The sequence below is a fragment of the Aeromonas sp. 75A genome (genome assembly GCF_051919425.1).
GTDB classification, from domain to species: Bacteria; Pseudomonadota; Gammaproteobacteria; order Enterobacterales; family Aeromonadaceae; genus Aeromonas; species Aeromonas veronii.
Map to the genome: position 1 here is coordinate 4,519,508 of NZ_JBQBES010000002.1, position 21,919 is coordinate 4,541,426.

Sequence of the window (21,919 nt, forward strand, 5' to 3'; positions counted from 1 at the left end):
TCCGGTTACCCCCTCACAAAGGCTTTGATGGTGGCAATGGTCTGCCCTTCACTCTCGCCACTCGGGCGGATACGATAGCGCCCTACCGACGCCGGTACGATGAAGGTCTCGGCATAGTGCACCACGAAGGGGGCGAAGGCGTTGTCCGGGCTATCTACCGTTGCCTCCCGACCCTCTATCAGGTTGAGCACTTGTACAGTGCCGCCGGTGTCGTGCTCTACCGGCACGCTGAACCAGTGGCGACGAGTCTCGATAAATTCCCGCTCATGCAGTCCAGTGCGCTCTTCACGCCACCCTTCCCCTTCAGCGATGGGCTCAATGCAATTGACCAGATTTCGCTCGGTCCAGTCGGTATCCCGATCCCACTGGATCACCTTGCTGCCATGCTCCAGATGGATGGGGCGCGGAATGCCGTCGAGCCCGACCCGGCCCCAGTCCCACAGTTTGAAGGTGAAAATGTAGGGGGTAGCGCTGATCTCAAGTACCATGGCGCCCTCTCCCGAGCAGTGGACGGTTCCAGCCGGGATCAGGAAGTGATCGTGCTTGCGGGCCGGGAAGCGGTTGATGAAGCGCTCGTCGTCGAAGGGCTTCTCACCGCGCTGGGCGGCAGCCAGATCCGCCAGCATCTCCTGCGGGTCGATACCGTTACGGGTGCCGAGGTAGACGCAGGAGTCCGGCTTGGCATCGAGCAGGTAGTAGCTCTCGTCCTGGGTGTAGTGCATGCCGAACTCCTGCTGGATGTATTCGGTCAGCGGATGCACCTGCAAACTGAGCGGCTGCCCCCCAACCGTATCGAGAAAATCGAACCGGATCGGGAACTCGGCGCCAAAGCGGGCGTGTACCAGCTCCCCAAGCAGGGCTTTTGGCTGGCACAGCACCAGGTTTTGCGACGGGATCTCTACCCGCACCTCGCCAAAGCGCAAGTAGAGGCTGTTCTCCTCGGGCACACAATCAAAGCACCAGGCGTAGTTGGGTTGGGCTGGGTCCAGATCACACACCTGCTTCATCCACTGCCCGCCCCAGACCCCAGGATCGAAGAAGGGAACAACCCGGAACGGCTGGCGCGCCGCCTGATGCAACCCTTGTTGCAGTGCCGCCCCCGTTACCATGGTCGGCTTGTCCCTGGTGTTGGTGTCGAGCAGGAAATCGATGGTGGGTAGCTGGGCCAATTTATGGCGGTCAAACACCCGCCATTCGATGAAGAAGGCGCGCTTGTAGCGGCGCAGTATGTCCTCTTCGGTGTTATCAGCGCCCCAGTTGCCAATCTCTTTACGGCGCAGACGCTGCTGGATCTCCCAGCGGGCAAGATCGGCATAGACTCGCACATTCCCTTTCGCCACCAACGAGGCGCCGCAGCCCATCACCACCACCAGACCTTCGGCTATCTCTGCGACCTGCTGTTGCAGGCGCGCCAAGGCGACCGGGTCAAAAAACTCCACCATCTTGTGGGGTGCCAGCACGCCAAAGACCCTGTCATCGGTGATGAAACGATCCAGCATCGCCAGCACTTTGGGTTCGGGCAGGCGCGCCTGTTCCACATCAATGAGTGTGTGAGGCCCGAATCTGGTCAGCAGCTGGGTGCGTAGCTCGGTCTGATCCACACCGTGATAGCAGTCGATCACCAGTACCACTTTCGCCTTGTCTTGCCCGTTCACTTTGGCTTGCAACTGATGGGCAATCTCATCCCATCCCGCACAGGCGGACCGCTCATATCCAACAACGGTCACTTCTGGATATTTGTCGTAGTTGGAAACGTAACTCGAATGAATCATTGGCTTGCTCTCTCGTTGACACCTACGACAGAGATAAATCGATTAACCCGTTAACCACAACCTGATAAACACGATTAACCTCAAACATTGGGATATATCATCGGCATGGGCGGTGAAATTCGTGATCAACCGCTCACTTGCAACCTTCTCTCATCTGAAATCAAGGTTAATCGATATATCTTGATGGCACGATCATGACTGGACCCACACCATGAGCAATGTGACTGTTGCCGATATTGCCCGCCACTTGGGCGTTTCCACCGCCACCGTCTCCATGACCCTGCGCAACAAGGGACGCATTTCCGACCACACTCGCCAGCGGGTACTCAAGGCCATCGACGAGCTCGGCTATGTTTACAACCAGACTGCCGCCAACCTGCGCAACAAGAGCAGCAATCAGGTTGGCCTGTTGCTGCACGACATTACCAACCCTTTCTATGCAGAGATGACGGCGGGACTGAGCCGGGAGATGGAGCATCACGATCTGATGCTGTTTCTTGCCAACAGCGAGGAGTCGGCGACAAGGCAGCAGCAGTTTATGGATTCGCTGCAACGCAACAGCGCCGCCGGCATGGTGATCTGCGCTGCCCAACCTACGCCCCACAGTTTTTTCGAGAGCCTGCAGCGGCGCCATATGCCTACCATTCTGGTGGTGCGACCGGTGCCGGATGTGGCGATCGACTTTGTCGGCACCGACAACTTTCTCGGTTGCCAGCTGGCGACCGAGCACCTGTTGAAACTCGGCCACCGTCATATCGCCTTTGTCGGGGGCTCCCCCACCTCCATCAGCCGCTCCCAACGCCTCGGTGGTTATATGAGCAAGCTGCTCGAACACGGCATCTCGCCCAAACCGGAGTGGATCATCGGTTGCGGCGCCAGCCGGGTAGAGGGCACCCGCGCCATGACGGCGCTGCTGGAGCAGCACCCCGAGGTGACGGCGGCGGTCTGCTATCAGGATGTGGTGGCGCTCGGCGCCATGCTGGCGCTACGCAAACAGGGGCGGCTCATCGGCCAGAACTTTGCTCTGGTGGGTTTTGACGATCTGCCTGAAACCGCGTTAGTCGAACCGGCGCTCACCACCGTCTCGGTGGCGGCGCGGGAGATCGGCCGCAAGGCGGGCGAGCTGCTGCTTGAGCGAATGGCCGGCAACGACGAGCCAGCCAAGAGCATCATTCTGCCCCCTACCCTGGTGGTGCGCCAATCTTGCGGCAGCCCCTAGCGGGCCGCCGCCAGCTCCGATTTACATCCCTTGCTGATCGCTGGTCACGAGGCGGGGCGTGCCATCTTCTCCGGCCAGCACCCGAACGGCAAAGCCGCGTGCGCCCATCACTTTGTAGTCGTGACCTGCGACAGCAGGCCAGACCGCCAGCGCCGAGAGCTGCGTCTCGCCAGTGTTGACGAGTCGATGGGCCACATGGCCAGGGATATGGTGAACGCTGCCGGCAAAGACCTGCTCCAGCCGGCAGACACCGGCCATATCCTGCAGCAGCAACAACCCCTGCCCGCACAACCCGAAGTAGTATTCCGCCTGCTCGGCGCGAGCATGGATATGACCGCGGGTCATGAAAAACTCCTGCCCGACCTGACCAGCCTCCAGATAGGTCACCCCCATGTTGAGATCCCCCTCGCCACCATTGCCGGGCAGCATGGTGACCCGATAGAGCGGGGTCTCGGGCGAGAGCTCGGCCTCGGCGTGCGGGTCGGCAAAAAGCCCCTGCAAGTCAGCCAGGGTGGTGCTCTTCTCAACCAGTTCGGCGCCACCGATCTTGCCGGTCGCAAAATTGAGCATGGGGGGGATCATGGGTGTCATCATCTGCTCCTGGGTATCGGGTTATCGGCGGGCGCAGGTGCGCCCCAAGCACCTCACGCTAGAGGGTTAATCCATTAACCACAAGCAAAACAGCGCTTGAATTCTTCCCTTTATCCGGCAATAAAAAAGCGGCCCGCAGGCCGCTCTTGGTTATGACGTGTTGCCGGGGGGCAAGGCTTATGCGGTGGCCAGCTTGGCCTGCTCTTCACCTCGTTTGAGCATGGCGTAGGAGACACCGGTCAACAGCGAGCCTGCCGCAATCGCCACGATATACATCATGACGTTGCTAATGGCGTGCGGAATGAACAGCACGAACAGGCCGCCGTGGGGTGCCATCAGCTCACAGCCGAACAGCATGGAGAGCGCACCGGTCAGGGCGCCGCCGACCATGCAGGCCGGGATGACCCGCATCGGATCCTTGGCGGCAAACGGAATGGCCCCCTCGGAGATAAAGCACAGACCCAGTACGAAGGATGCTTTGCCCGCTTCCTGCTCCGCCTTGATGAACTTGGTACGGGCCAGGAAGGTGGCGATCCCCATCCCCAGTGCCGGCACCATACCGGCGGCCATCACAGCAGCCATGGGGGCATAGGTTTTGGAGGCCAGCAGGCCGACACCGAAGGCGTAAGCCGCCTTGTTGACCGGGCCGCCCATGTCAAAGCACATCATGGCACCGATGATTACGCCCAGCAGCACGGCGTTGGCAGAGCCCATGTTGTTGAGGAACTCGGTCATGGCATTCATGATGCCGGCCACCGGGCCACCCACCACGTAGATCATCACCAGGCCGGTAAAGAGGCTGGCAAACAGCGGAATGATCAGGATGGGCTTGAGTGCTTCCAGGGTCACCGGCAGGCGCACCTTGTCGCTCAGGTACTTGGCGCTGTAACCGGCCAGGAAACCGGCCACGATGCCGCCGAGGAAACCGGCGCCCAGCGAGCTCGCCAGCATGCCGCCGATCATGCCGGGGGCGAGACCCGGGCGGTCAGCGATGGAGTAGGCAATGTAACCGGCCAGCACCGGGATCATCAGGGCGAAGGCGGAGCCACCACCGATCTTCATCAGGGCCGCAGCCAGAGTGCCTTCCACCTTGAACGCCTCAATACCGAACACGAACGAGAGCGCGATAATCAGGCCGCCCGCCACCACCATCGGCAGCATGAAGGAGACCCCGGTCAGCAGGTGCTTGTAGGGGCCGGCTTTTTCCTCTTTCTTGGGCAGGCTGGCACCGCTGTGGCGATAGAGTGTCGCCTCGTTCCACGCCTTGTCGAGTTCGGCACGGGTTTTCTTGAGCGCCGCGCCCGTGCTGGTACGATAGACCGGCTTGCCGTCAAAACGGGCCATGTCCACTTCGATGTCGGTGGCGAGGAATACCAGATCGGCAGCGGCAATCTCCTCGGCGGTCAGGGCATTTTGGGCACCAACCGAGCCTTGGGTCTCGACGCGGATCTGGTAACCCAGCTGCTTGGCCATGGTCTCCAGCGCTTCTGCCGACATAAAGGTGTGGGCAACGCCAGTCGGGCACGCTGTCACTGCCACGATGCGCTTGCCAGCAGCGGCCGGTTTGGCGGCAGCAGGCGCGGCTTGATGGCGATAGAGGCTGGCGCCGCTGTCGGCTGCTTCCAGCAAGGCAGCCGGATCCTGCAGGGCGAGATCCATGCTGCCCTGATAGATACGCTTGCCATCATAGGCGGCGAGATCCACCGGGGCACTGGCGACAACCAGCACCAGATCAGCGGCGGCAATCTGCTCTTTGTTCGGCACCTGGCGCGGCTGCACGCTGGAGCCGACGTCGAGGGTGAGCTCCCAGCCAGCCAGTTTGGCCTGCTGTTCTATCCGTTTTGCAGCGAGAAAGCTGGTGGCAATGCCCGCCGGGCAAGCCGTAACCAAGATTGCTTTCATTGGGCATCTCCTGAGTTTTCCATTGAGGGGGTATGGCATTGAACCGGTGCCAGCGCATCCAGACGCTCTACGCGCACCTGTTCAAGTAAGGGGTTGAGCACATTGATATCGTCAAAGCCGACCGCAACCTGACTGACCGCCAAGGCCGAGACGGCGGTGGCCAACCGCAGGGTCTGCTCCGGCGTCCAGCCAAGGCTCAGACCATGGGCAAGACCGGCCACCAGGGAATCGCCAGCACCGACCGTGCTGACCACCTGCATCCGCGGCGGAATGGCCTGCCAGACGGCATCTGTGGCAAACCAGATGAGGCCATCGGCGCCGTTGGAGATCACCACGTTGGGGATGCCGCTTGCCTGCAGCGCGCGGGCACACTCGGCCTGCTCGCTCAGGGTCTTAATGGGGCGGCCTGCCCACTGGCTCAGCTCCTCCAGATTGGGTTTGACCAAGGTCGGCGCCGCCTTGATCCCTTCGGTTAAGGCTGCACCGCTGCAATCAAAGATCACCTGCTTGCCCTTGGCCTTGAGCAAGCGGATCAGATGGGCGCAGTAATCGGGGGCCACCCCTTTGGGCAGGCTGCCCGCCAGCACGAACCACTCTGCATGCGCAGCCAATTGGTCGATGGTCTGCTCCAGCTCGCTCACCTCCCCTTGCTGGATGGTGAGCCCCGGCAGGTTGAGATCGGTGACCCGACCAGACTGCTCGGAGATCTTGACGTTGATGCGGGTGCTGCCCGCCACGCGCACAAAGTGATCATCCAGCGCCCGCTCTGCAAACAGGGAGACAAAGCTCTGCTCATTGTCTGCGCCCAGCCAGCCGGTCACGCCCACCTCACGGCCCAAGTCCTTGAGCACCATGGCGACGTTGATCCCCTTGCCTGCCGCGCGCAGGTTGGCCTCGCTCACCAGATTCACCTCGCCAAGGCTCATCGCCTCGAGGCGGGTGGTGAGATCGAGGGCGGGGTTGAGGGTGATGGTGACAATCTTCATCAGTGTGCCCCCTCGCCGAGACCAGCGGCGATCGCCTCACCGATCCCCTTGAGGGCGGCTTCGGCATCCACCCCTTCGGCGCGAAACGCCAGACGGTGACCACACTTGACGCCAAGGCCGATCACCTTCATCAGGCTCTTGGCGGAGACCGCTTCGCCGCTACCATCCAGATTGGCAACCCGGATGTCGGATTCAAACTCTTTGGCCACCTTGACCAGCATGGCGCCGGGACGAGCGTGCAAGCCGTGGGGGTTGATGATGGTGAAAGTCTCGGCAAGACCGCTCGCCGGCCCCGACTGCAACATGGTCAGCCCGTCGCTGCCGGCAAGAGTGGCGAGCTGACCTGCGGCGGCCAGTTTGGCCAGATTCTCAAGTTGCGGCAGATGGCCGCTATCTGCGGCGCACAGTAGCAGCATGGCGCTGACCGGCAGCTCCCCTGCGTGAAGTTCGCTGCTCGGGGTGGCCAGCACCCAGCCAGTCTGGGCCGCTTGTGCTCGAGCGAGCCAGACGCCCTCGCCCAGATAGGCGGGATCGCTTGCCAACAGGGCGCTCACCATGGCGGCATCGCCCCAGCCCGCAGACTTGGCGCGGGCGGCCGCCCCCAGCAACAGCTGGTCGCGATCATCGGCCGGGAAGTCAGCCAGGGTCAGGTATTGCACCTCTTTCGCGGCAGTGGCGCCAGTCAGGATGTTGATGATGGTGTCGGCATCGGTGGCCTCTTTGAGCTGAGCTGCCGCCTGCTCGTCACCCAGCACATGGGTGAGCTGGCGCAAAATGCCCAGATGCTCGTCGGACTTGGCGGCGATGCCGATGGCGACATAGGCGATCTGCCCCTCATCCCACTCGATACCATTGGGGAACTGGGCCACCATGACGCCTGTGCTCTTCACCAGATGACGGGTATCGGTGGTGCCGTGGGGAATGGCGATGCCACTGCCAAGATAGGTGGCATGCTGCGCTTCACGGGCCAGCATCCCATCCACATAGCCCGCTTCCACCAGACCGGCTTCGGTCAGTTTGCCTGCCAGCATGGCAATGGCGTCCGACTTGGTTGCCACCGACTGTCCCAGCAAGATCTGCTCTCGCGCCAACTTCAACATAGAGACTCTCCATCAGGTTCCGGCCGCGCCGGTACGTCACAATTGAACATTCGGGTAACTCGCCAGCTGACAATAGACCCGAACACGGTTGACTGTGATCGGAGCCCGATTTTCAGGCCACTGGGTCTCTTCGTTGCTGACAGGCTGAATCGTTTCACTTACACTCAGACTGAATCGTTTCAGCGAATTGTTCAAGTACCCACAAAGAGTGCTTTTCAATGATATGATCCCGCGCACACTTTTCGGTGCCCTCACCCGGCAGTGACCGTGGGCCTTGCAACTCAAACAGAGCCAATATGATGAAACTGGATGAAATCGCCGCCCTCGCCGGTGTCTCGCGCACCACGGCAAGCTATGTGATCAATGGCAAGGCCGATCAATACCGCATCAGTCAGGCCACCCGCGACAAGGTGATGGCCGTGGTCACCGCCCATAATTACCAGCCGGACAGCCGCGCAGCCTCCCTGCGTGGCGGCCAGACCAAGACTCTGGGCTTTATCCTGCCCGACCTTGAGAACGCCAGTTACGCCAAACTGGCCAAACGGCTGGAACAGGGGGGCCGGGCGCAGGGCTATCAGCTGCTCATCGTCTGCTCGGAAGATGAGCCCGCCACCGAAAAAGAGCTGGCCCAGATGCTGGTGAGCCGCCATGTGGATGCCCTGCTGGTGGCCAGTTGCCTACCGCCGGACGACCCCTTCTACGGCAAATTGCAGGCGCAAGGCAGCCAAATCCTCGCCATCGACCGGGCGATGGCAGCCGACAAGTTCGTCACCGTCGCCAGTGAAAACGAGAAAGCGAGCTTTGATCTCACCAGCTCCCTGCTCACCCCGAACTTACGCCATATCGCCTTGATCACCGCGCTGCCAGCACTCACGATCAGTAAGGAGCGCAAAGCCGGTTTCGAGCAGGCGGTCGCCAGTCACAGCGCGGCTCGCCACCTGTGCGAGGGGGATCACTTCTCTCGCCTTGAGGGGTATCGCCTGATCAAAGATCTGCACCAGCAGCTGGGTCAACTGCCCGAAGCGCTAATCACTACCTCCTATATCCTGATGGAGGGAGTACTCGACTACCTGTTGGAGCAAGAGATCGATATGAGCCAGCTCGCCATGGCCACCTTCGGGGACGATCGCCTGCTCGACTTCCTCCCTTTTGGCATCAACTCCCTGCCCCAGCAGCACGACGCGCTGGCGAGCCAGGCGCTGGATCTGGCGCTCAAGGCGGTGAACGGCGAATACCAGAGCGGGCTGCACTATGTGAGCCGCACCCTCAAGCGCCGCCGCTAACCTGCTCGAAGCAGACCCGATTTGCTGTCAATGGGTGGGTAAAACGAACAGATGACAATAAGGCTGCCAGGATTGGCAGCCTTATTATTTTTCCCCACAACCCTACCCGCCCGTTTTGCTTTCTCTACCGTCTGGCCGGGCCTCCACACTCCTTTCACCCCGCAACTAAACGCCAACGCCACGACAAGGCACTCCCCCATCCGTGCTGCAACCACTTGGCTGACCTGTATCAATGAGCCCCTGCCAATCATTTTTTCGGTGCTTTTTTCTGCAATCAGCTACCGCTGTCATCATTTATTTCCACTTGTTGCCACAAGCCAGCACAAGATCCGCATAAAAGGGGTTGTTTCCGCTATTTTGATCCGCTAACGTGGCAACCATCTTTTACAACTGACAGGTTTTAGGTACAGATGTTCCCGTTCCGATATTGCTAGCCTCCGGCCCTATCACCGGAGGCACCTTCTGATAACGCCAATCGGCCCCCTCTTGTTGACGTCACTGCTGACATCGCCTGTTTGCACTGACACCGCTACGTTCGGATGGATAACATGAATACCAAAACCCTGGGTTGTACCCTGTTGATTGCCGGCACCACCATAGGCGCCGGCATGCTGGCCCTGCCGCTGGCCTCCTCCTCCCTCGGCGGCCCCGCCACCCTGATGTTGATGGTCGGCCTCTGGGCCCTGATGGCCTTCACCGCCATGCTGCAAGTAGAGGCAAGCCTCAACACCGGCAAGTGGTACCTGCACCAGCTGGCGGATCATCTGCTCGGCCCCTGGGGCAAGCGCATCGCCTCCTTCTGTATCCTGATGCTGTTCTACTCGCTGGCCTCCGCCTACATCAGCGGCGGCAGCAGCCTGCTGGCACAGGCGCTGGCCGATGCGGGCATGACCCTAACCCAGGAGCAAGCTGCCTGGGCCTTTACCCTGCTGTTTGGCGGCATGGTCTGTGTCGGTACCCGATCGGTGGATTACCTCAACCGGCTGATGTTCACCGTCAAACTGGTGATCATGGTGGTGGTGCTGGCGTTGCTGCTGCCCCGCACCGAAGGGCAGCATCTGCTCTCGATGCCGCTGGGTCAGGGCCTGTTGCTGGCGGGCCTGCCGGTCATCTTCACCTCGTTCGGCTTTCACGGCTCCATTCCGAGCGTGATGCTTTACCTCGGTGACTGCCCCAAGCAGTTGCGTCGGGTCTTTGTCTGGGGCTCAGCACTGCCGCTGATCCTCTACGTGCTGTGGCAGGTGGCGATCCTCGGTCTGCTCGGCCAGCAAGCCCTGCTGCAAACCGGCGGCGCGCTGGACAGCCTGCTGGCCAACGTCGGCAAGCTGGTGAGCTGGCCTGCGTTTAATCAGGCGATGCACCTGTTTGCCGATCTGGCACTCGCCACCTCCTTCCTCGGGGTAACGCTGGGGCTGTTCGACTTTATGGCCAAGGCAACCCGCCGCAAGGACAACTGGCAGGGCCGCACCCAGACTGGCCTCATCACCTTCGTGCCGCCATTGCTGTTTGCCCTCTACTTCCCGCAGGGCTTTATCATGGCGCTGGGCTACGCAGCCATTGCGCTGGCGATCCTCGCGGTACTGCTGCCGGTGGCGCTGGTATGGCAGAGCCGCAAACAGGCGCCTGCCCACCACTACCGCGTCCCGGGTGGCGTGGTGGCGCTGGGAGTGGCCGCCGCCATGGGCGTGCTGATCGTCGGCGTCCAGATCAGCGTCAGCCTTGGAATGCTGCCAGCGCTGTAATCCCCGATACTGAATGCCCCAAATAGCAAAGCCCCGCCAATTAACTTGGCGGGGCTTTGTGTTGGTGAGATCGTTAAAAAGTGCATGTTAATCTTCAAAGGGTTAAGATACCTAAAAATAATCGCTAGTAATATTTCCCACCAAGTTGATTTACTAGCTGCTCCTTCGATATAGCTTTAACCATACCTTTTTTACTCTCTGGATCAAATTGTAATAGCAGCCAAACTAAATCCGTTCCAAAATCAAAATAAACTGGTTTCGTTGCTTGAGACCACTTAGCAAATATCTTACTGCGACCATACCATCTCAACATACGTAGAGAAGTATCTTCTGTATGAGCTGCACCAACACTTAAACCAAAATTTATTCTATCGAAATCATTTTTACAACCATCTACTATCCAGATCATTTTATTATAAAACGTCTCTCTTAAACGAGCTTCCTCGTCTTTTATCGAATAGCTCTGCATTTCAATAACCACACCATTAGTAAACACATCTGCGATATGTTTCTCATTAGTGATCGGTTGGCTGAATACTATTTCCTGTGACTCTACTGGAAAATAACTTTTCCATTTTCGATGCCATTCTCCCTCATTTTCCCACCAAGGGTCACAGTTTACTTTTGATTTATGAGCCCAATGATGCACTTTGAAACGACCACATTTTGCAATTGTTTCACTTCCACAACAGATGCATATACCTAACCCACCTTTAAATGCCTCTTTTTTAACATGGTCTACAATTGCAAATTTCATAGTGCCTCTTATTTATTCAGACCAAAATAGATGGCCCAAAAAAACGTATTTACCCATCCCATTTAAATAAAATTTCACCTACTTATCTCACCATGAAAAACTGACCGCCATTAATATCAGGATAAAAGCAACCACATAGAATCGCTTCATGTAAGCAATATTAAGTTATATTAATATTGATACAACCATCCGATACAACTCACTTGTTTTTCATGGCACTGGATAGGAGCCGTGTGTACATACAGGGTATCAAACGCAAACCAATTTAGTGAGCATAAAGTTATCTACAGCTCTGATTTAAAACTGTTTTTTGATGGAGATCAGTTTTATGATACTAACGAAATGAAAGAATTATATTTAGTTCGCTGATGCAGATACAACTTATATCCACCTCTAGATGCACTCATCCATGTAACTCTCTCGCCCCCCATCTGTCGAACAAACAACATACGCCATCTAACCCCCCCCAAACCTTCGGCTATATACCGACCTTTTTACTACCCAACCCTGAATAATCAGTTCAAAAACCGTTCATGCCCCTTCGCTACACTGCCTGCTCGTTTATCGCTATCAGGAGTTTGAAAACAGTGATGTTGCACCTCAAGAAGAGCACCCTTGCCCTCATCCTGCTTGCCGCCAGCGGCGCACTTAGCGCCGCCGAAATCGCCAACAACAATATTACCGAGGCGGAGATCAAGGCCGCGCAGGATGGTTGGGGCGCGGCGCTTATCAAGATCAGCGATGATTATCGCGCCGGTGGGATTGAGCGCGCCAAGGCGACCGCCGAGTCGGTGCTCGATAGTGCTTATGGCTACCAGCAGGGGCCGGTGCTGTTCAAACCCACCCTGGCCGGTGGCGAGCAGACCTTTCGCACCAACCGCGAGGGGGCGCTGGCCTACTTTGTCGGCAACAACAGCGCCTACCCCACCGACAAAGGGTTCGCCCTGAAAAACTGGCAGAGCTATCGCTATGACAATGCCGCCGTCTATATCAACGGCGACATGGCGCTGACCATGGGCAAGGTGCATCTGGTAGATCGCGATAACAAAGAAACTACAGTCGACAAGACCTGGGGTTTCAAGAAGGGGGATGATGGCAAGGTGCGTATCGTGCTACACCACTCCTCCCTCCCTTACGAGGGGTAATGACGGGGCGCAGCCCACCATCAACACGGTCAAAATACAGCCCTGCCACCTCGGCAGGGCTGTTTGTTTTGCGCCTGCGCTTGGCCGATGGCGAGTGAGTGGATGACGGTCGTGCTAAGGCAGTTTGCTGCTACCCTCAAGGCAAGCCATTGAGATGCCGAGAATATCGCGTCTCTGAACACCAGCCACTCGATATCATCACACAAGGAGCCAGATACCATGACCATACTGCCTGTTTACGCGGCCCTGCTCGCCCTGCTGTTTGTGTTGCTGAGCATTCGAACCATTCGCACCCGTCATAGCCGCAAGGTGGCGCTGGGGCATGGGGATGACCCCGCCATGTTGCGCGCCATGCGGGTGCATGCCAACTTTGCCGAGTATGTCCCCCTCGCCCTGCTGCTGATCTATTTCGTCGAAACCAGCAACCAGACCCCCTGGCTTATCCATCTGCTGGGGAGCGCCTTACTGCTTGGCCGCCTCTGCCACGCCTTTGGCATGAGCCGCACGCCGGAGAACTTCCGTTATCGGGTGGCGGGAATGGGGCTGACCTTCACTGTGATCCTGGTGAGCGCGGCCCATATCCTGATCACGGTGCTGCTCCTCTGACCCGGCCGTCACGAATAGCTGGCGAAGCGGTCTGCCAGCCATCCCCATCGGCTATTCTTCACTGCACAGATAGTCGCAACAGTGCTGCTTAAACAAGCCCGATTCAGGAGTACAATATGAAGTGGATTGGCTAGTTACTGCTTGTCGGGCTGACTCCCGTTGCCCACGCAACCCCGCTAAAGCTGGCGGCAGCGGTCGAACACACTGCGATATTGCGCCCTTTTATTCATGACTGGTTTGGCCGGGCCGGCATCGACTTTCAGTTGATCCCCTGCACCTATGCCCGCTGCGAAAAGTTGATTGAGGCAGACCATGCCGTCGATGGCGATATGGCCCGGATCAAGGGCTTTGATCAGACCTATCCCCACTTGCTGCAGATCGGTGCCCCCATCTCGGAGGCGGCGATTTATGGTCAGCCAAGGGATAACCCGAGCTGGCCCCCTGCCAAGGGTACCGTGATTGGCTGCCTGCGTGGCATCCAGTGGTGCGAGCGCTTCCTCGGCGACTATCAGGTCATCTGGTTGAACGATGAGAAGCAGGGGCTTGCCCAACTGCATCGAGGCAAAGTGGATTGGCTCATCAAGATGCGCCCCGCCTCTCAACCTGCACTGGGGTTCCCCTGGCAGAAGATCACCAAAGAGCAGGTCTTTCTCTACCTCGATAAAAAGCACCGGGCGGAAATTGCGGCCCTGCTCAAGGTACAGCTGGCGTTTATCAATAACGGCCGCTGGCTGGCGATGCAAAAGCAGTACCTCTCCGCCATCTAGCGCTGCTCTCGCAGCACCACACAGTGCCGATTGCATGGCCGAAAAAACAAAAAGCCCTGCCAGATTGGCAGGGCTTTTCAGTCAACCGCATAGCTGGGGAGTCAAACTCCCGAGCCGCTTACTGGTTGTGGGTAGAGCGACGTGGACGACGGGCCTGAGCCGGTTTGCCAGCGCCATCAGCCGGACGCTGACCACCTTGCGGCTTGGGCTTGCCACCGTTACCGGTACGTGCACCACCCGCATTGCCATTGGAGGCGGAACGACCGGCACCTTGACGCTGGCCTTGACCTTGCGGACGCGGCGCACGGCGCTGCTCGCTCGGATCGCGGGGCTCTTTGCGCAGCGGCGCGCCGATACCACGGGCGATGTTGTCGAGGGTCTCGCGGGAGGCTTCAAAACCGGCTACCTGCTCGCACGGGATGTTCTGCTTGGTCAGACGCTCGATCGCCTTGATAAGCTTCCCTTCATCGGCTGCAACCAGGGAGATGGCGTGACCGGCAGCACCGGCACGACCGGTACGACCGATGCGGTGAACGTAATCTTCCGCCACGTTCGGCAGCTCGAAGTTCACTACCTGCGGCAGCTTGTCGATATCGAGGCCACGGGCCGCGATGTCGGTCGCCACCAGCACCTTGACGCTACCATCCTTGAAACCGGCCAGTGCACGAGTACGGGCACCCTGGCTCTTGTTGCCGTGAATGGCGGCGGCGCTGACGCCGTTCTTGTCGAGGGTTTCGGCAACGCGGTTGGCCATGTGCTTGGTACGGGTAAAGACCAGTACCTGCTGCCAGTTGTTGCTGGTGACCAGATGGCTCAGCAGCGCAATCTTGTTGGCCTTGTCGCACGGGTGCACCAGCTGCTCGATACGCTCGGCGGTGCTGTTGCGCGGGGCCACTTCGATCACCGCCGGGTTATCCAGCAGACCGGTGGCCAGTTCGCGGATCTCGTCGGCGAAGGTGGCAGAGAAGAGCAGGTTCTGACGCTTCTTCGGCATCAGGGCCAGGATGCGGCGGATGTCGCGAATAAAGCCCATATCGAGCATGCGATCCGCTTCGTCCAGTACCAGGATCTCAACCTCGTCAAACTTGACGGCGTTCTGGTTGTAAAGATCCATCAGGCGGCCAGGACAGGCCACCAGCACGTCCAGACCACGGCGAGTCGCCATCATCTGCGGATTGATGCTGACACCGCCGAACACCACGTGGCTGCGCATCGGCAGGTGTTTGCCGTAGTTACGCACGCTCTCGCCCACCTGGGCGGCCAGCTCGCGAGTCGGGGTCAGCACCAGCGCACGAATGCGGTTCGGAGAGACCTTGCGCTTGCTCTCCATCAGACGTTGCAGCATCGGCAGGGTAAAGCCTGCGGTCTTGCCGGTCCCTGTTTGGGCCGCCGCCATCAGATCGCGGCCAGCCAGAACGGCGGGGATCGCTTGCTGCTGAATGGGAGACGGGGTGTCGTAGCCTTGTTCGGCAACGGCACGCAACAAGGGTTCGGCCAGACCGAGGGAAGTAAAACTCATAATTACCTGCTAGAGATAGGGGCGCCGGGGATTTGTGGTGGGGCTCCTCTGCTGAGCCGATGCCATCTCACAAGATCTGGGCCTATTGAGAAAACAACGATTTCCCCGGGGAGCAGAGCAAAGGGGAAAGAATAGAGGCGCAGTCTAACGGAGTTGTCCGGGATAAACGAGAAAAATGTGATGCTCCTCCCAGCACGAACAGAAAATCCCCCTCCTGCCCCCCGAATAATCCCGTTGATTGATGTCGCACGCACCACACTATTAACTGGCAACACAATATCTGCCCTCGCAGGCATGACTCGCGGGGCAAAAGCACGGGATAGAAGAACACAATAACGAGGTTTAGCTATGACCACGCCATATCGTCCCCGCGGCAGCTGGCAGGCAAGGATTGGCCTGCTGCTTCTGCTGCTAAGCCCTATGCTGCAGGCCAGTCAGACCCTGACCGTGGCGTGGAGTCACTGGCCCCCCTTCAGCCAAATCAACAACCGGGGTGAGCTGGATGGGCTGGATGTCAGCCTGACCCGCCAGATCCTCACCCAGGCGGGCTTTGCCCCCAAGTTTCGCGAACTTCCCTGGGCGCGGGCACTGCATCTGGTAGAGCACGACCAGCTGGATGTGGCGATGGCCGCCCTCCCCCTGCCGGAGCGCCAGAGCTATGCCCGCTTCTCGACCCCCTACCGCCAGAGTGCCTATGTGCTGCTGAGCAATGACCCTATCCCGGGCCATCAGGATCGCTGGGCGCAGCTCGATAACCTGTCCGCGTTGTGCAACGAGAAAGGGCTCAAGATAGGCAAGTTGCGCGGCACCCGCCCCATGCATCAGATGGATAGCTGCCCGGCGCTTAAAATGGCGACCGAATACAACGCCGATGAGCGGATGATCGATCTGCTGCTGGCTCGCCGCCTCGATGGCATCATCATGGAGTGGCAATATGCTCGGTACCGGCTGGCCCAGCTGGGGGCCGAAGAGTTTATCAGCTGCCAACTGTTGCTACACCACCAGCCGGTCAGTCTGATGTTTGCCAAAAACAGCGTGAGCGAAGAACAGATCCTCAAAGTCAACGAGGCCATTCATGCCTTGCCCAACCCCCACAACAAGTTCTCCCCCCCAAGGTGTCGCCTCAATGCCGATCCGGGCGCCGCGGATCTGCTGACCCGCACCCTCCGCAAGCAATGATGGGATAAGCCGCCACCTGAAATAGCAAAGGCGACCCGAAGGTCGCCTTTTTGGTATTGCCGAACTTGTTCCCCAAACAGGGAGCGATCAGTCGATGAGCAGCAACAGCGATCAGCGCAGTTGCGGGGTATGGGTCAACACCCCCTGATTCTGGGCGCGATGGCGCAGCAGATGATCCATCAACACCAGCGCCAGCATGGCTTCGGCGATGGGCACGGCGCGGATGCCGACACAAGGATCGTGACGACCCTTGGTGACCATCTCGATAGCCTCGCCTTCGGTATTGATGGTCTTGCCCGGCACAGTGATGCTGGAAGTCGGTTTGAGCGCCATGCTCACCACGATATCCTGACCCGACGAAATCCCACCCAGAATGCCGCCCGCATGGTTACTGGCAAAGCCCGCCGGGGTCATCTCGTCGCGATGCTCGGAGCCTTTTTGCTCCACTACCGCAAAGCCGTCACCGATCTCCACCCCTTTCACCGCATTGATGCCCATCATGGCATGGGCGATATCGGCGTCTAGGCGATCAAACACCGGCTCACCCAGGCCCACCGGCACATTGCGCGCAATGACCTGCACCTTGGCACCGATACTGTTGCCCTCTTTTTTCAGGTCGCGCATGTATTGATCCAGTTCTTCCAGCTTGCCCGCATCGGGGAAGAAGAAGGGATTCTGCTCGATCTGCGCCGCGTCAAACGCCTCAGCCTTGATGGGGCCGAGCTGGGAGAGAAAACCGGTGATCTCGATGCCATGCACCTGTTTGAGGTACTTCTTGGCAATGGCACCCGCCGCCACCCGCATCGCGGTTTCGCGGGCGGAGGAGCGACCGCCGCCGCGATAGTCCCGCTGACCATACTTCTGGTGGTAGGTGTAGTCAGCGTGACCCGGCCGGAACAGATCCTTGATATCGGAGTAATCCTTGGAGCGCTGATCGGTATTCTCGATGAGCAGCCCGATGGAGGTGCCGGTGGTCTTGCCCTCGAACACCCCGGAGAGGATCTTCACCTCATCCGGCTCGCGGCGCGGCGTGGTGTAGCGGGAAGTGCCCGGCTTGCGCCGATCCAGATCCCCCTGCAGATCCGCTTCGCTGATCTCCAGCCCAGGCGGGCAGCCATCAACCACGGCGCCCAGCGCCAGGCCGTGGCTCTCGCCAAAGGTGGTGACCCGAAAGAGTTGACCAAAACTGTTCCCTGCCATGCGCGCTCCTGCTTAGTTCTTGTAGATGGCGAAATGATCCTGATACTGCACCAGCTCGTCACGGGTCATTACAAAGACGCCGTGACCGCCGTTTTCGAATTCAACCCAGGTAAAGGGGATCTCGGGGAACTGGGCTTCCAGATGGATCATGCTGTTGCCCACTTCGACCACCAGCACGCCATTATCCTTGAGGAAATCTGCCGCATGGGCCAGCAGACGTTTGGTCAGCTTGAGACCATCGGAGCCGGACGCCAGCGCCAGCTCAGGCTCGTGACGGAATTCATCCGGCAGATCCGACATATCTTCGGAGTCAACATAGGGTGGGTTGGAGACGATGAGGTCGTACTTGTCGCCCGCCGGCAGATCGCGGAACAGATCGGAGCGGATCGGAATGACCTGCTGCTCCAGCCCATGATCGTTGATATTGCGCTCGGCCACGTTCAGCGCATCGATGCTGATGTCGATGGCATCCACTTCCGCTTCCGGGAACTCGTGGGCCATGATGATGGCGATACATCCAGAGCCGGTGCACAAGTCCATGATCCGGGTCGGTTCATGTTTGAGGAAGGGCGCGAAACGGTTGGCCACCATCTCCGCAATGGGGGAACGGGGAATGAGCACCCGCTCGTCCACGTAGAACTCCCAACCGGCATACCAGGCCTTGTTGGTCAGGTAGGCGGCCGGTACCCGCTCCTGTACGCGGCGGATAATCAGTTCGGCGATACGGTGACGCTCGCTGCTGGTCAGACGGGAGTGGCGCATGGCCGGGTCTACATCCGGTGGCAGATGCAACGCGGGCAGTACCAGCTGCACAGCTTCATCCCAGGCGTTGTCGGTTCCATGACCGTAAAAAATCCCGGCGTCGTTGAAACGACTCATGGCCCAACGCAACATGTCCTGGATGGTGTGCATCTCGGCAACCACCTCATCGATAAATATCTTGTCCAAATCCACCTCCAAGTCGAGTAATATCCGGCCCGAGCCCCGTTTACGTTGCGGGCAAGACGCATACCTAATACATGAGCATCTGATGAAAAAAACGCCCTCACCGACAGACGAGGAAACCCTGCTGTTCCGCGATGCGATAAAAGGTACCCGGAAAATCAAGCAAGATACCATAAGGGCCGAGTTACGCCCGGTCAAGCAGAAACGCGAATTGCGCGAAACCCGCGAAAAGCTTGGGGTTGACCACTATTTCAGCGATGAGTATCAGCCCCATCTCGACGATGATGGGCCGACCCGTTACGTGCGGGAAGATGTGTCAAAATTTGAGCTGAAAAAGCTCAAACGGGGCATTTATCCGCCGGAGATCTATCTCGATCTGCACGGCATGAACCAGCAGCAGGCAAAACAGGAGCTGGCGGCCCTGCTCACCCTCTGCCAGAAAGAGAACATTCACGTCGCCTCGGTGATGCACGGCATCGGCAAACATATTCTCAAGCAGCGCATCCCCAGCTGGCTGGCCCAGCACCCCAATGTGCGCGCCTTCCATCAGGCCCCCCGCGAATGGGGTGGCGACAGCGCCATTCTGGTGTTGCTGGATATCGAAGAGTAGTTAGCCAAACGACCACACTATACTGAATATCAATATGTTATTCGCCGTGGAGGTCGCATGTTTACACAGGGTTCCCATGCCGACATAAAGTCATCTCTCGACGCCATCGGCGCCGCCGTGGCGGTGTTCAGCCTCGACAAGGATGATCACTTTGTGCTGGTCTCTGCCAACGATACCTTTGCCAAGGCGTTCGAGCTGGATGTCCTTGGCAGCATTGGCAAACAGCTGAGCGAGATGTTTCCCCGCTACATCACCAATACCATCGAGCCGCCAATGCACGAATGTGTGCGCATGCAGACCGGGCTCGAGAGCGAGCTGCCCATCGACAGCCTGTCGCGCACCAGTTGGTGGCGCTTTATTCTCTCCCCGATCATCCCCGAGCAGGCACGGATCAACCGGATCATCGTCACCGCCATCGACATCACCGCCAGGATGCAGCTGGAAGAGGCGCTCACCACCAGTCGTCGTCGCTTCGAGGCAGTGGTCAACTCCGCCTATGACGGCATCATCAGTGTCAGCAGCGAGTCACGCATCGAGCTTATCAATACCGCTGCCTGCGAGATGTTCGGCATCGACGAGAGCTATCTCGGCAAGCGGCTGGAAACCCTGCTGCCACAGCGTTTTCGCGCCAATCACGAAACCTATTTCAAAGCCTTCAGCAGCTCCCCCATCAATTCGCGCCCGATGCATGCCCGCGCCTCGGTGATGGGTCTGCGCCGAGACGGCAGCGAATTTCCGCTGGAGGTGACCATCGCCAAGATCAATCTGGGCCCGACCACCGAGATGACCGCCATCTTGCGGGATATCTCGGAGCGAGCCCGACTGGTGGAGGAGTTGAAGGTCGCCGCCACCACGGATCCCCTGACCGGCATTGCCAACCGGCGCCGCTTCAACGAGCTGGTCAACGCCGAAATGCAACGCTGCCAGCGTTTTGGCCATACCATGAGCCTGCTGCTGATCGATATCGACCACTTCAAGGAAGTCAACGACACCTTTGGCCATCAGCAGGGAGATCTGGCGATCCTGAGTCTGGTGAAACGGATCAGCAAACAACTGCGGGAGGTGGACATGCTGGGTCGCTGGGGTGGCGAAGAGTTTATCGTGCTGCTGCCGGAAACCTCCCTCGAGCTCGCCTGGGCCAGCGCCGAGCGGATCAGGCTCGCCATCGAATCCCAGCACCATGCACTGGAGGGGGCTCTTGAGATCTCCCTCACCATCAGTATCGGGATCAGCGCCAGCAAGGGTAGCCATGACACTGTAGAGAAGATGGTTAGACGAGCCGACACCGCCCTCTATCTGGCCAAAAAGCAGGGGCGCAACTGCTGCCGCAAAGAGGAGCAGGAGCCGACTTAAGGACGCACGCCCCTGCCCTCTGATGACACTGCTAATCTGTGCCTGCAGCGATAACCAACCGCAACGAATACAAAAGACAGCGCTACTCTCTTCGGTAGCGCTTTTTCTCGTCATGCTTTTGGTGCACTTTTCAATCACAACCATCAAGGGGACGGCTAAAGCGCAGTGGGCCACCATCAGCCAGAGAGAGCCTCACCGACAGCATGCCGCCGTTAGGCAATTGCCACTCGAAAAAGTCATCAAAACCGGCAATCGTTACGGCGCGGATCACCTTGGCGACCACACCATGCGCCACCAGCAGTATCCACTCCCCTTGCATGGTCGAAGCAAGTTCCGTGAGTCCCTGCGAGACCCGGGCAATCACCTCATCAATGGTTTCACCACCGGGAGGAGCTTCAGCCCAGCGCCGGGTGATATTGCGCGCCCACAGTTCGGGATAGCGTGTTCTTGCCTCTACCTGCGTCAGCCCTTCAAACAGGCCGACATCCCGCTCACGAAAGGCAGGCACAAGCTCCACAGCCAATCCCAGCTGACGAGACAAGATGGCAGCGCTCTCCCTTGTTCGCAGCAGGGGAGATGCCAGCAACCGATCAAACGGCGGCTCTGTCACTGCTACCTTCTCAGCCAGCTGGGATATCTGGCGCACGCCATCGTCGTTGAGCCCGATATCCAGCGCGCCCTGATAACGCCCTTCCGCATTGGCCTGCGTCTCTGCATGGCGGATAACCACCAGTTCCATGGTGCACTCCTCTTTCCTGCTATCTGCTTAGTGATTAAACCGCATGCGACTTCCCATTCGGATAACGAGACGACAATCCCCATTCATCTGCGTACCTTAACAACTATTTTAAATCGAGCAAGATTACCTCGCTCGCAGTAAAAAACATCCGCCGAACTACATACTCTCATCCGTAAACGAATAGATACACATGACTTTTACATCCAATATGTTCATTTCTCATTCTGAGAAATAAATAGCGAGCCGGGTGATGCCATGAGTTGATAGATGGGAAGAATAAACCCCCTCATAATAAATGCGAGAGGGATGGCGTCATGGGTGTGTTCTTCGAACCCATCGTTTAGCAAAACATCACACAACGTTTTTGAATATTACTAAGCTGCAAAGTTCAAACATTAACCCCAGCCATCAATAAAGTTTGACATGGCCGTTTACATCACTTTAAACGGGAAAGAAATGTTGGCCAAAAAAATACAGTTTCCCCTCCAGATTGATGAATCTTTT

Annotated in this window: 19 protein-coding genes; 9 read left to right on the top strand and 10 right to left on the bottom strand. The window is 58.5% G+C overall.

Going from position 1 to position 21,919, the window contains the following annotated elements:
* Window positions 1–5 precede the first annotated feature (5 nt).
* A complete protein-coding gene (locus ACTG2T_RS21085) occupies window positions 6–1,772 on the bottom strand; it encodes a class I mannose-6-phosphate isomerase (protein WP_330124318.1) in 1,767 nt (588 codons plus the stop codon).
* Window positions 1,773–1,983: 211 nt separating this feature from the next.
* Between ACTG2T_RS21085 and ACTG2T_RS21090 the strand changes: the two genes are divergently transcribed.
* Window positions 1,984–2,991 (top strand): LacI family DNA-binding transcriptional regulator, encoded by a 1,008-nt coding sequence (locus tag ACTG2T_RS21090; RefSeq protein WP_330124319.1) that lies wholly within the window; start codon window positions 1,984–1,986, stop codon window positions 2,989–2,991.
* 21 nt (window positions 2,992–3,012) lie between these two features.
* On the opposite strand, the gene ACTG2T_RS21095 is transcribed toward ACTG2T_RS21090, so the two are convergent.
* The 4 genes from ACTG2T_RS21095 to fruB form a co-directional block, all read right to left on the bottom strand.
* Window positions 3,013–3,585 (bottom strand): glucose-6-phosphate isomerase family protein, encoded by a 573-nt coding sequence (locus ACTG2T_RS21095; protein WP_252353535.1) that lies wholly within the window; start codon window positions 3,583–3,585, stop codon window positions 3,013–3,015.
* A gap of 174 nt (window positions 3,586–3,759) precedes the next feature.
* The gene (gene fruA, locus ACTG2T_RS21100) at window positions 3,760–5,484 is read right to left on the bottom strand and encodes a PTS fructose transporter subunit IIBC (RefSeq protein ID WP_330124320.1); all 1,725 of its coding nucleotides are present in this window, start codon (window positions 5,482–5,484) and stop codon (window positions 3,760–3,762) included.
* On the bottom strand, window positions 5,481–6,470 hold the full coding sequence (pfkB, locus tag ACTG2T_RS21105) for a 1-phosphofructokinase (RefSeq protein ID WP_330124321.1): 990 nt from the start codon (window positions 6,468–6,470) through the stop codon (window positions 5,481–5,483). The genes fruA and pfkB overlap by 4 nt, the downstream gene beginning before the upstream one ends.
* The gene (gene fruB, locus ACTG2T_RS21110; RefSeq protein ID WP_330124322.1) at window positions 6,470–7,570 is read right to left on the bottom strand and encodes a fused PTS fructose transporter subunit IIA/HPr protein; all 1,101 of its coding nucleotides are present in this window, start codon (window positions 7,568–7,570) and stop codon (window positions 6,470–6,472) included. The genes pfkB and fruB overlap by 1 nt, the downstream gene beginning before the upstream one ends.
* 296 nt (window positions 7,571–7,866) lie before the next feature.
* Here fruB and cra point away from each other — a divergent pair, with 296 nt between their 5' ends.
* Entirely contained in the window at window positions 7,867–8,853 is a 987-nt protein-coding gene (cra, locus tag ACTG2T_RS21115) for a catabolite repressor/activator (RefSeq protein ID WP_199251945.1), read from the top strand.
* Between the two features lie 548 nt (window positions 8,854–9,401).
* Entirely contained in the window at window positions 9,402–10,595 is a 1,194-nt protein-coding gene (locus tag ACTG2T_RS21120; RefSeq protein WP_158110041.1) for an aromatic amino acid transport family protein, read from the top strand.
* A gap of 124 nt (window positions 10,596–10,719) precedes the next feature.
* Here ACTG2T_RS21120 and ACTG2T_RS21125 read toward each other — a convergent pair whose 3' ends face one another.
* A complete protein-coding gene (locus tag ACTG2T_RS21125; RefSeq protein ID WP_330124323.1) occupies window positions 10,720–11,352 on the bottom strand; it encodes a competence protein CoiA in 633 nt (210 codons plus the stop codon).
* Window positions 11,353–11,942: 590 nt separating this feature from the next.
* Between ACTG2T_RS21125 and ACTG2T_RS21130 the strand changes: the two genes are divergently transcribed.
* From ACTG2T_RS21130 to ACTG2T_RS21140, 3 genes are all read left to right on the top strand, one after another.
* On the top strand, window positions 11,943–12,497 hold the full coding sequence (locus ACTG2T_RS21130; RefSeq protein ID WP_330124370.1) for a hypothetical protein: 555 nt from the start codon (window positions 11,943–11,945) through the stop codon (window positions 12,495–12,497).
* A 219-nt stretch (window positions 12,498–12,716) separates the two neighbouring features.
* Window positions 12,717–13,103: an MAPEG family protein gene (locus tag ACTG2T_RS21135; protein WP_330124324.1), complete on the top strand. Its 387-nt coding sequence runs from the start codon at window positions 12,717–12,719 to the stop codon at window positions 13,101–13,103.
* Window positions 13,104–13,315: 212 nt separating this feature from the next.
* Entirely contained in the window at window positions 13,316–13,870 is a 555-nt protein-coding gene (locus tag ACTG2T_RS21140; protein ID WP_330124325.1) for a hypothetical protein, read from the top strand.
* A 118-nt stretch (window positions 13,871–13,988) separates the two neighbouring features.
* On the opposite strand, the gene ACTG2T_RS21145 is transcribed toward ACTG2T_RS21140, so the two are convergent.
* Window positions 13,989–15,389, bottom strand: coding sequence for a DEAD/DEAH box helicase (locus ACTG2T_RS21145; RefSeq protein ID WP_005333194.1), 1,401 nt, complete (start codon window positions 15,387–15,389; stop codon window positions 13,989–13,991).
* 348 nt (window positions 15,390–15,737) lie between these two features.
* On the opposite strand from ACTG2T_RS21145, the gene ACTG2T_RS21150 reads away from it, so the two are divergent.
* Window positions 15,738–16,568 carry a substrate-binding periplasmic protein gene (locus ACTG2T_RS21150; RefSeq protein WP_330124326.1) on the top strand — a complete coding sequence of 277 codons (831 nt, stop codon included), beginning with the start codon at window positions 15,738–15,740 and terminating at the stop codon, window positions 16,566–16,568.
* Window positions 16,569–16,679: 111 nt separating this feature from the next.
* Here the strand turns inward: ACTG2T_RS21150 and aroC are convergent, their stop codons facing one another.
* Window positions 16,680–17,768: a chorismate synthase gene (gene aroC, locus ACTG2T_RS21155; RefSeq protein WP_151285658.1), complete on the bottom strand. Its 1,089-nt coding sequence runs from the start codon at window positions 17,766–17,768 to the stop codon at window positions 16,680–16,682.
* 12 nt (window positions 17,769–17,780) lie between these two features.
* A complete protein-coding gene (prmB, locus tag ACTG2T_RS21160; RefSeq protein WP_005360393.1) occupies window positions 17,781–18,716 on the bottom strand; it encodes a 50S ribosomal protein L3 N(5)-glutamine methyltransferase in 936 nt (311 codons plus the stop codon).
* 82 nt (window positions 18,717–18,798) lie between these two features.
* Here prmB and smrB point away from each other — a divergent pair, with 82 nt between their 5' ends.
* Entirely contained in the window at window positions 18,799–19,323 is a 525-nt protein-coding gene (gene smrB, locus ACTG2T_RS21165; RefSeq protein ID WP_005333198.1) for an endonuclease SmrB, read from the top strand.
* 57 nt (window positions 19,324–19,380) lie between these two features.
* Window positions 19,381–20,676 carry a sensor domain-containing diguanylate cyclase gene (locus tag ACTG2T_RS21170; protein ID WP_201976636.1) on the top strand — a complete coding sequence of 432 codons (1,296 nt, stop codon included), beginning with the start codon at window positions 19,381–19,383 and terminating at the stop codon, window positions 20,674–20,676.
* Between the two features lie 130 nt (window positions 20,677–20,806).
* Here the strand turns inward: ACTG2T_RS21170 and ACTG2T_RS21175 are convergent, their stop codons facing one another.
* Window positions 20,807–21,415: a histidine phosphatase family protein gene (locus ACTG2T_RS21175; RefSeq protein ID WP_330124327.1), complete on the bottom strand. Its 609-nt coding sequence runs from the start codon at window positions 21,413–21,415 to the stop codon at window positions 20,807–20,809.
* Window positions 21,416–21,919 lie beyond the last annotated feature (504 nt).

What these genes read in the sequence shown, in the direction of transcription:
- ACTG2T_RS21095 (WP_252353535.1), bottom strand. Translation starts at nt 3,585, where the DNA reads ATGATGACACCCATGATCCCCCCCATGCTCAATTTTGCGACCGGCAAG.
- smrB (WP_005333198.1), top strand. Translation starts at nt 18,799, where the DNA reads ATGAAAAAAACGCCCTCACCGACAGACGAGGAAACCCTGCTGTTCCGC.
- ACTG2T_RS21175 (WP_330124327.1), bottom strand. Translation starts at nt 21,415, where the DNA reads ATGGAACTGGTGGTTATCCGCCATGCAGAGACGCAGGCCAATGCGGAA.
- ACTG2T_RS21120 (WP_158110041.1), top strand. Translation starts at nt 9,402, where the DNA reads ATGAATACCAAAACCCTGGGTTGTACCCTGTTGATTGCCGGCACCACC.
- ACTG2T_RS21150 (WP_330124326.1), top strand. Translation starts at nt 15,738, where the DNA reads ATGACCACGCCATATCGTCCCCGCGGCAGCTGGCAGGCAAGGATTGGC.
- ACTG2T_RS21090 (WP_330124319.1), top strand. Translation starts at nt 1,984, where the DNA reads ATGAGCAATGTGACTGTTGCCGATATTGCCCGCCACTTGGGCGTTTCC.
- ACTG2T_RS21085 (WP_330124318.1), bottom strand. Translation starts at nt 1,772, where the DNA reads ATGATTCATTCGAGTTACGTTTCCAACTACGACAAATATCCAGAAGTG.
- ACTG2T_RS21135 (WP_330124324.1), top strand. Translation starts at nt 12,717, where the DNA reads ATGACCATACTGCCTGTTTACGCGGCCCTGCTCGCCCTGCTGTTTGTG.
- fruB (WP_330124322.1), bottom strand. Translation starts at nt 7,570, where the DNA reads ATGTTGAAGTTGGCGCGAGAGCAGATCTTGCTGGGACAGTCGGTGGCA.
- ACTG2T_RS21125 (WP_330124323.1), bottom strand. Translation starts at nt 11,352, where the DNA reads ATGAAATTTGCAATTGTAGACCATGTTAAAAAAGAGGCATTTAAAGGT.
- ACTG2T_RS21130 (WP_330124370.1), top strand. Translation starts at nt 11,943, where the DNA reads ATGTTGCACCTCAAGAAGAGCACCCTTGCCCTCATCCTGCTTGCCGCC.
- fruA (WP_330124320.1), bottom strand. Translation starts at nt 5,484, where the DNA reads ATGAAAGCAATCTTGGTTACGGCTTGCCCGGCGGGCATTGCCACCAGC.
- aroC (WP_151285658.1), bottom strand. Translation starts at nt 17,768, where the DNA reads ATGGCAGGGAACAGTTTTGGTCAACTCTTTCGGGTCACCACCTTTGGC.
- cra (WP_199251945.1), top strand. Translation starts at nt 7,867, where the DNA reads ATGATGAAACTGGATGAAATCGCCGCCCTCGCCGGTGTCTCGCGCACC.
- ACTG2T_RS21170 (WP_201976636.1), top strand. Translation starts at nt 19,381, where the DNA reads ATGTTTACACAGGGTTCCCATGCCGACATAAAGTCATCTCTCGACGCC.
- pfkB (WP_330124321.1), bottom strand. Translation starts at nt 6,470, where the DNA reads ATGAAGATTGTCACCATCACCCTCAACCCCGCCCTCGATCTCACCACC.
- ACTG2T_RS21145 (WP_005333194.1), bottom strand. Translation starts at nt 15,389, where the DNA reads ATGAGTTTTACTTCCCTCGGTCTGGCCGAACCCTTGTTGCGTGCCGTT.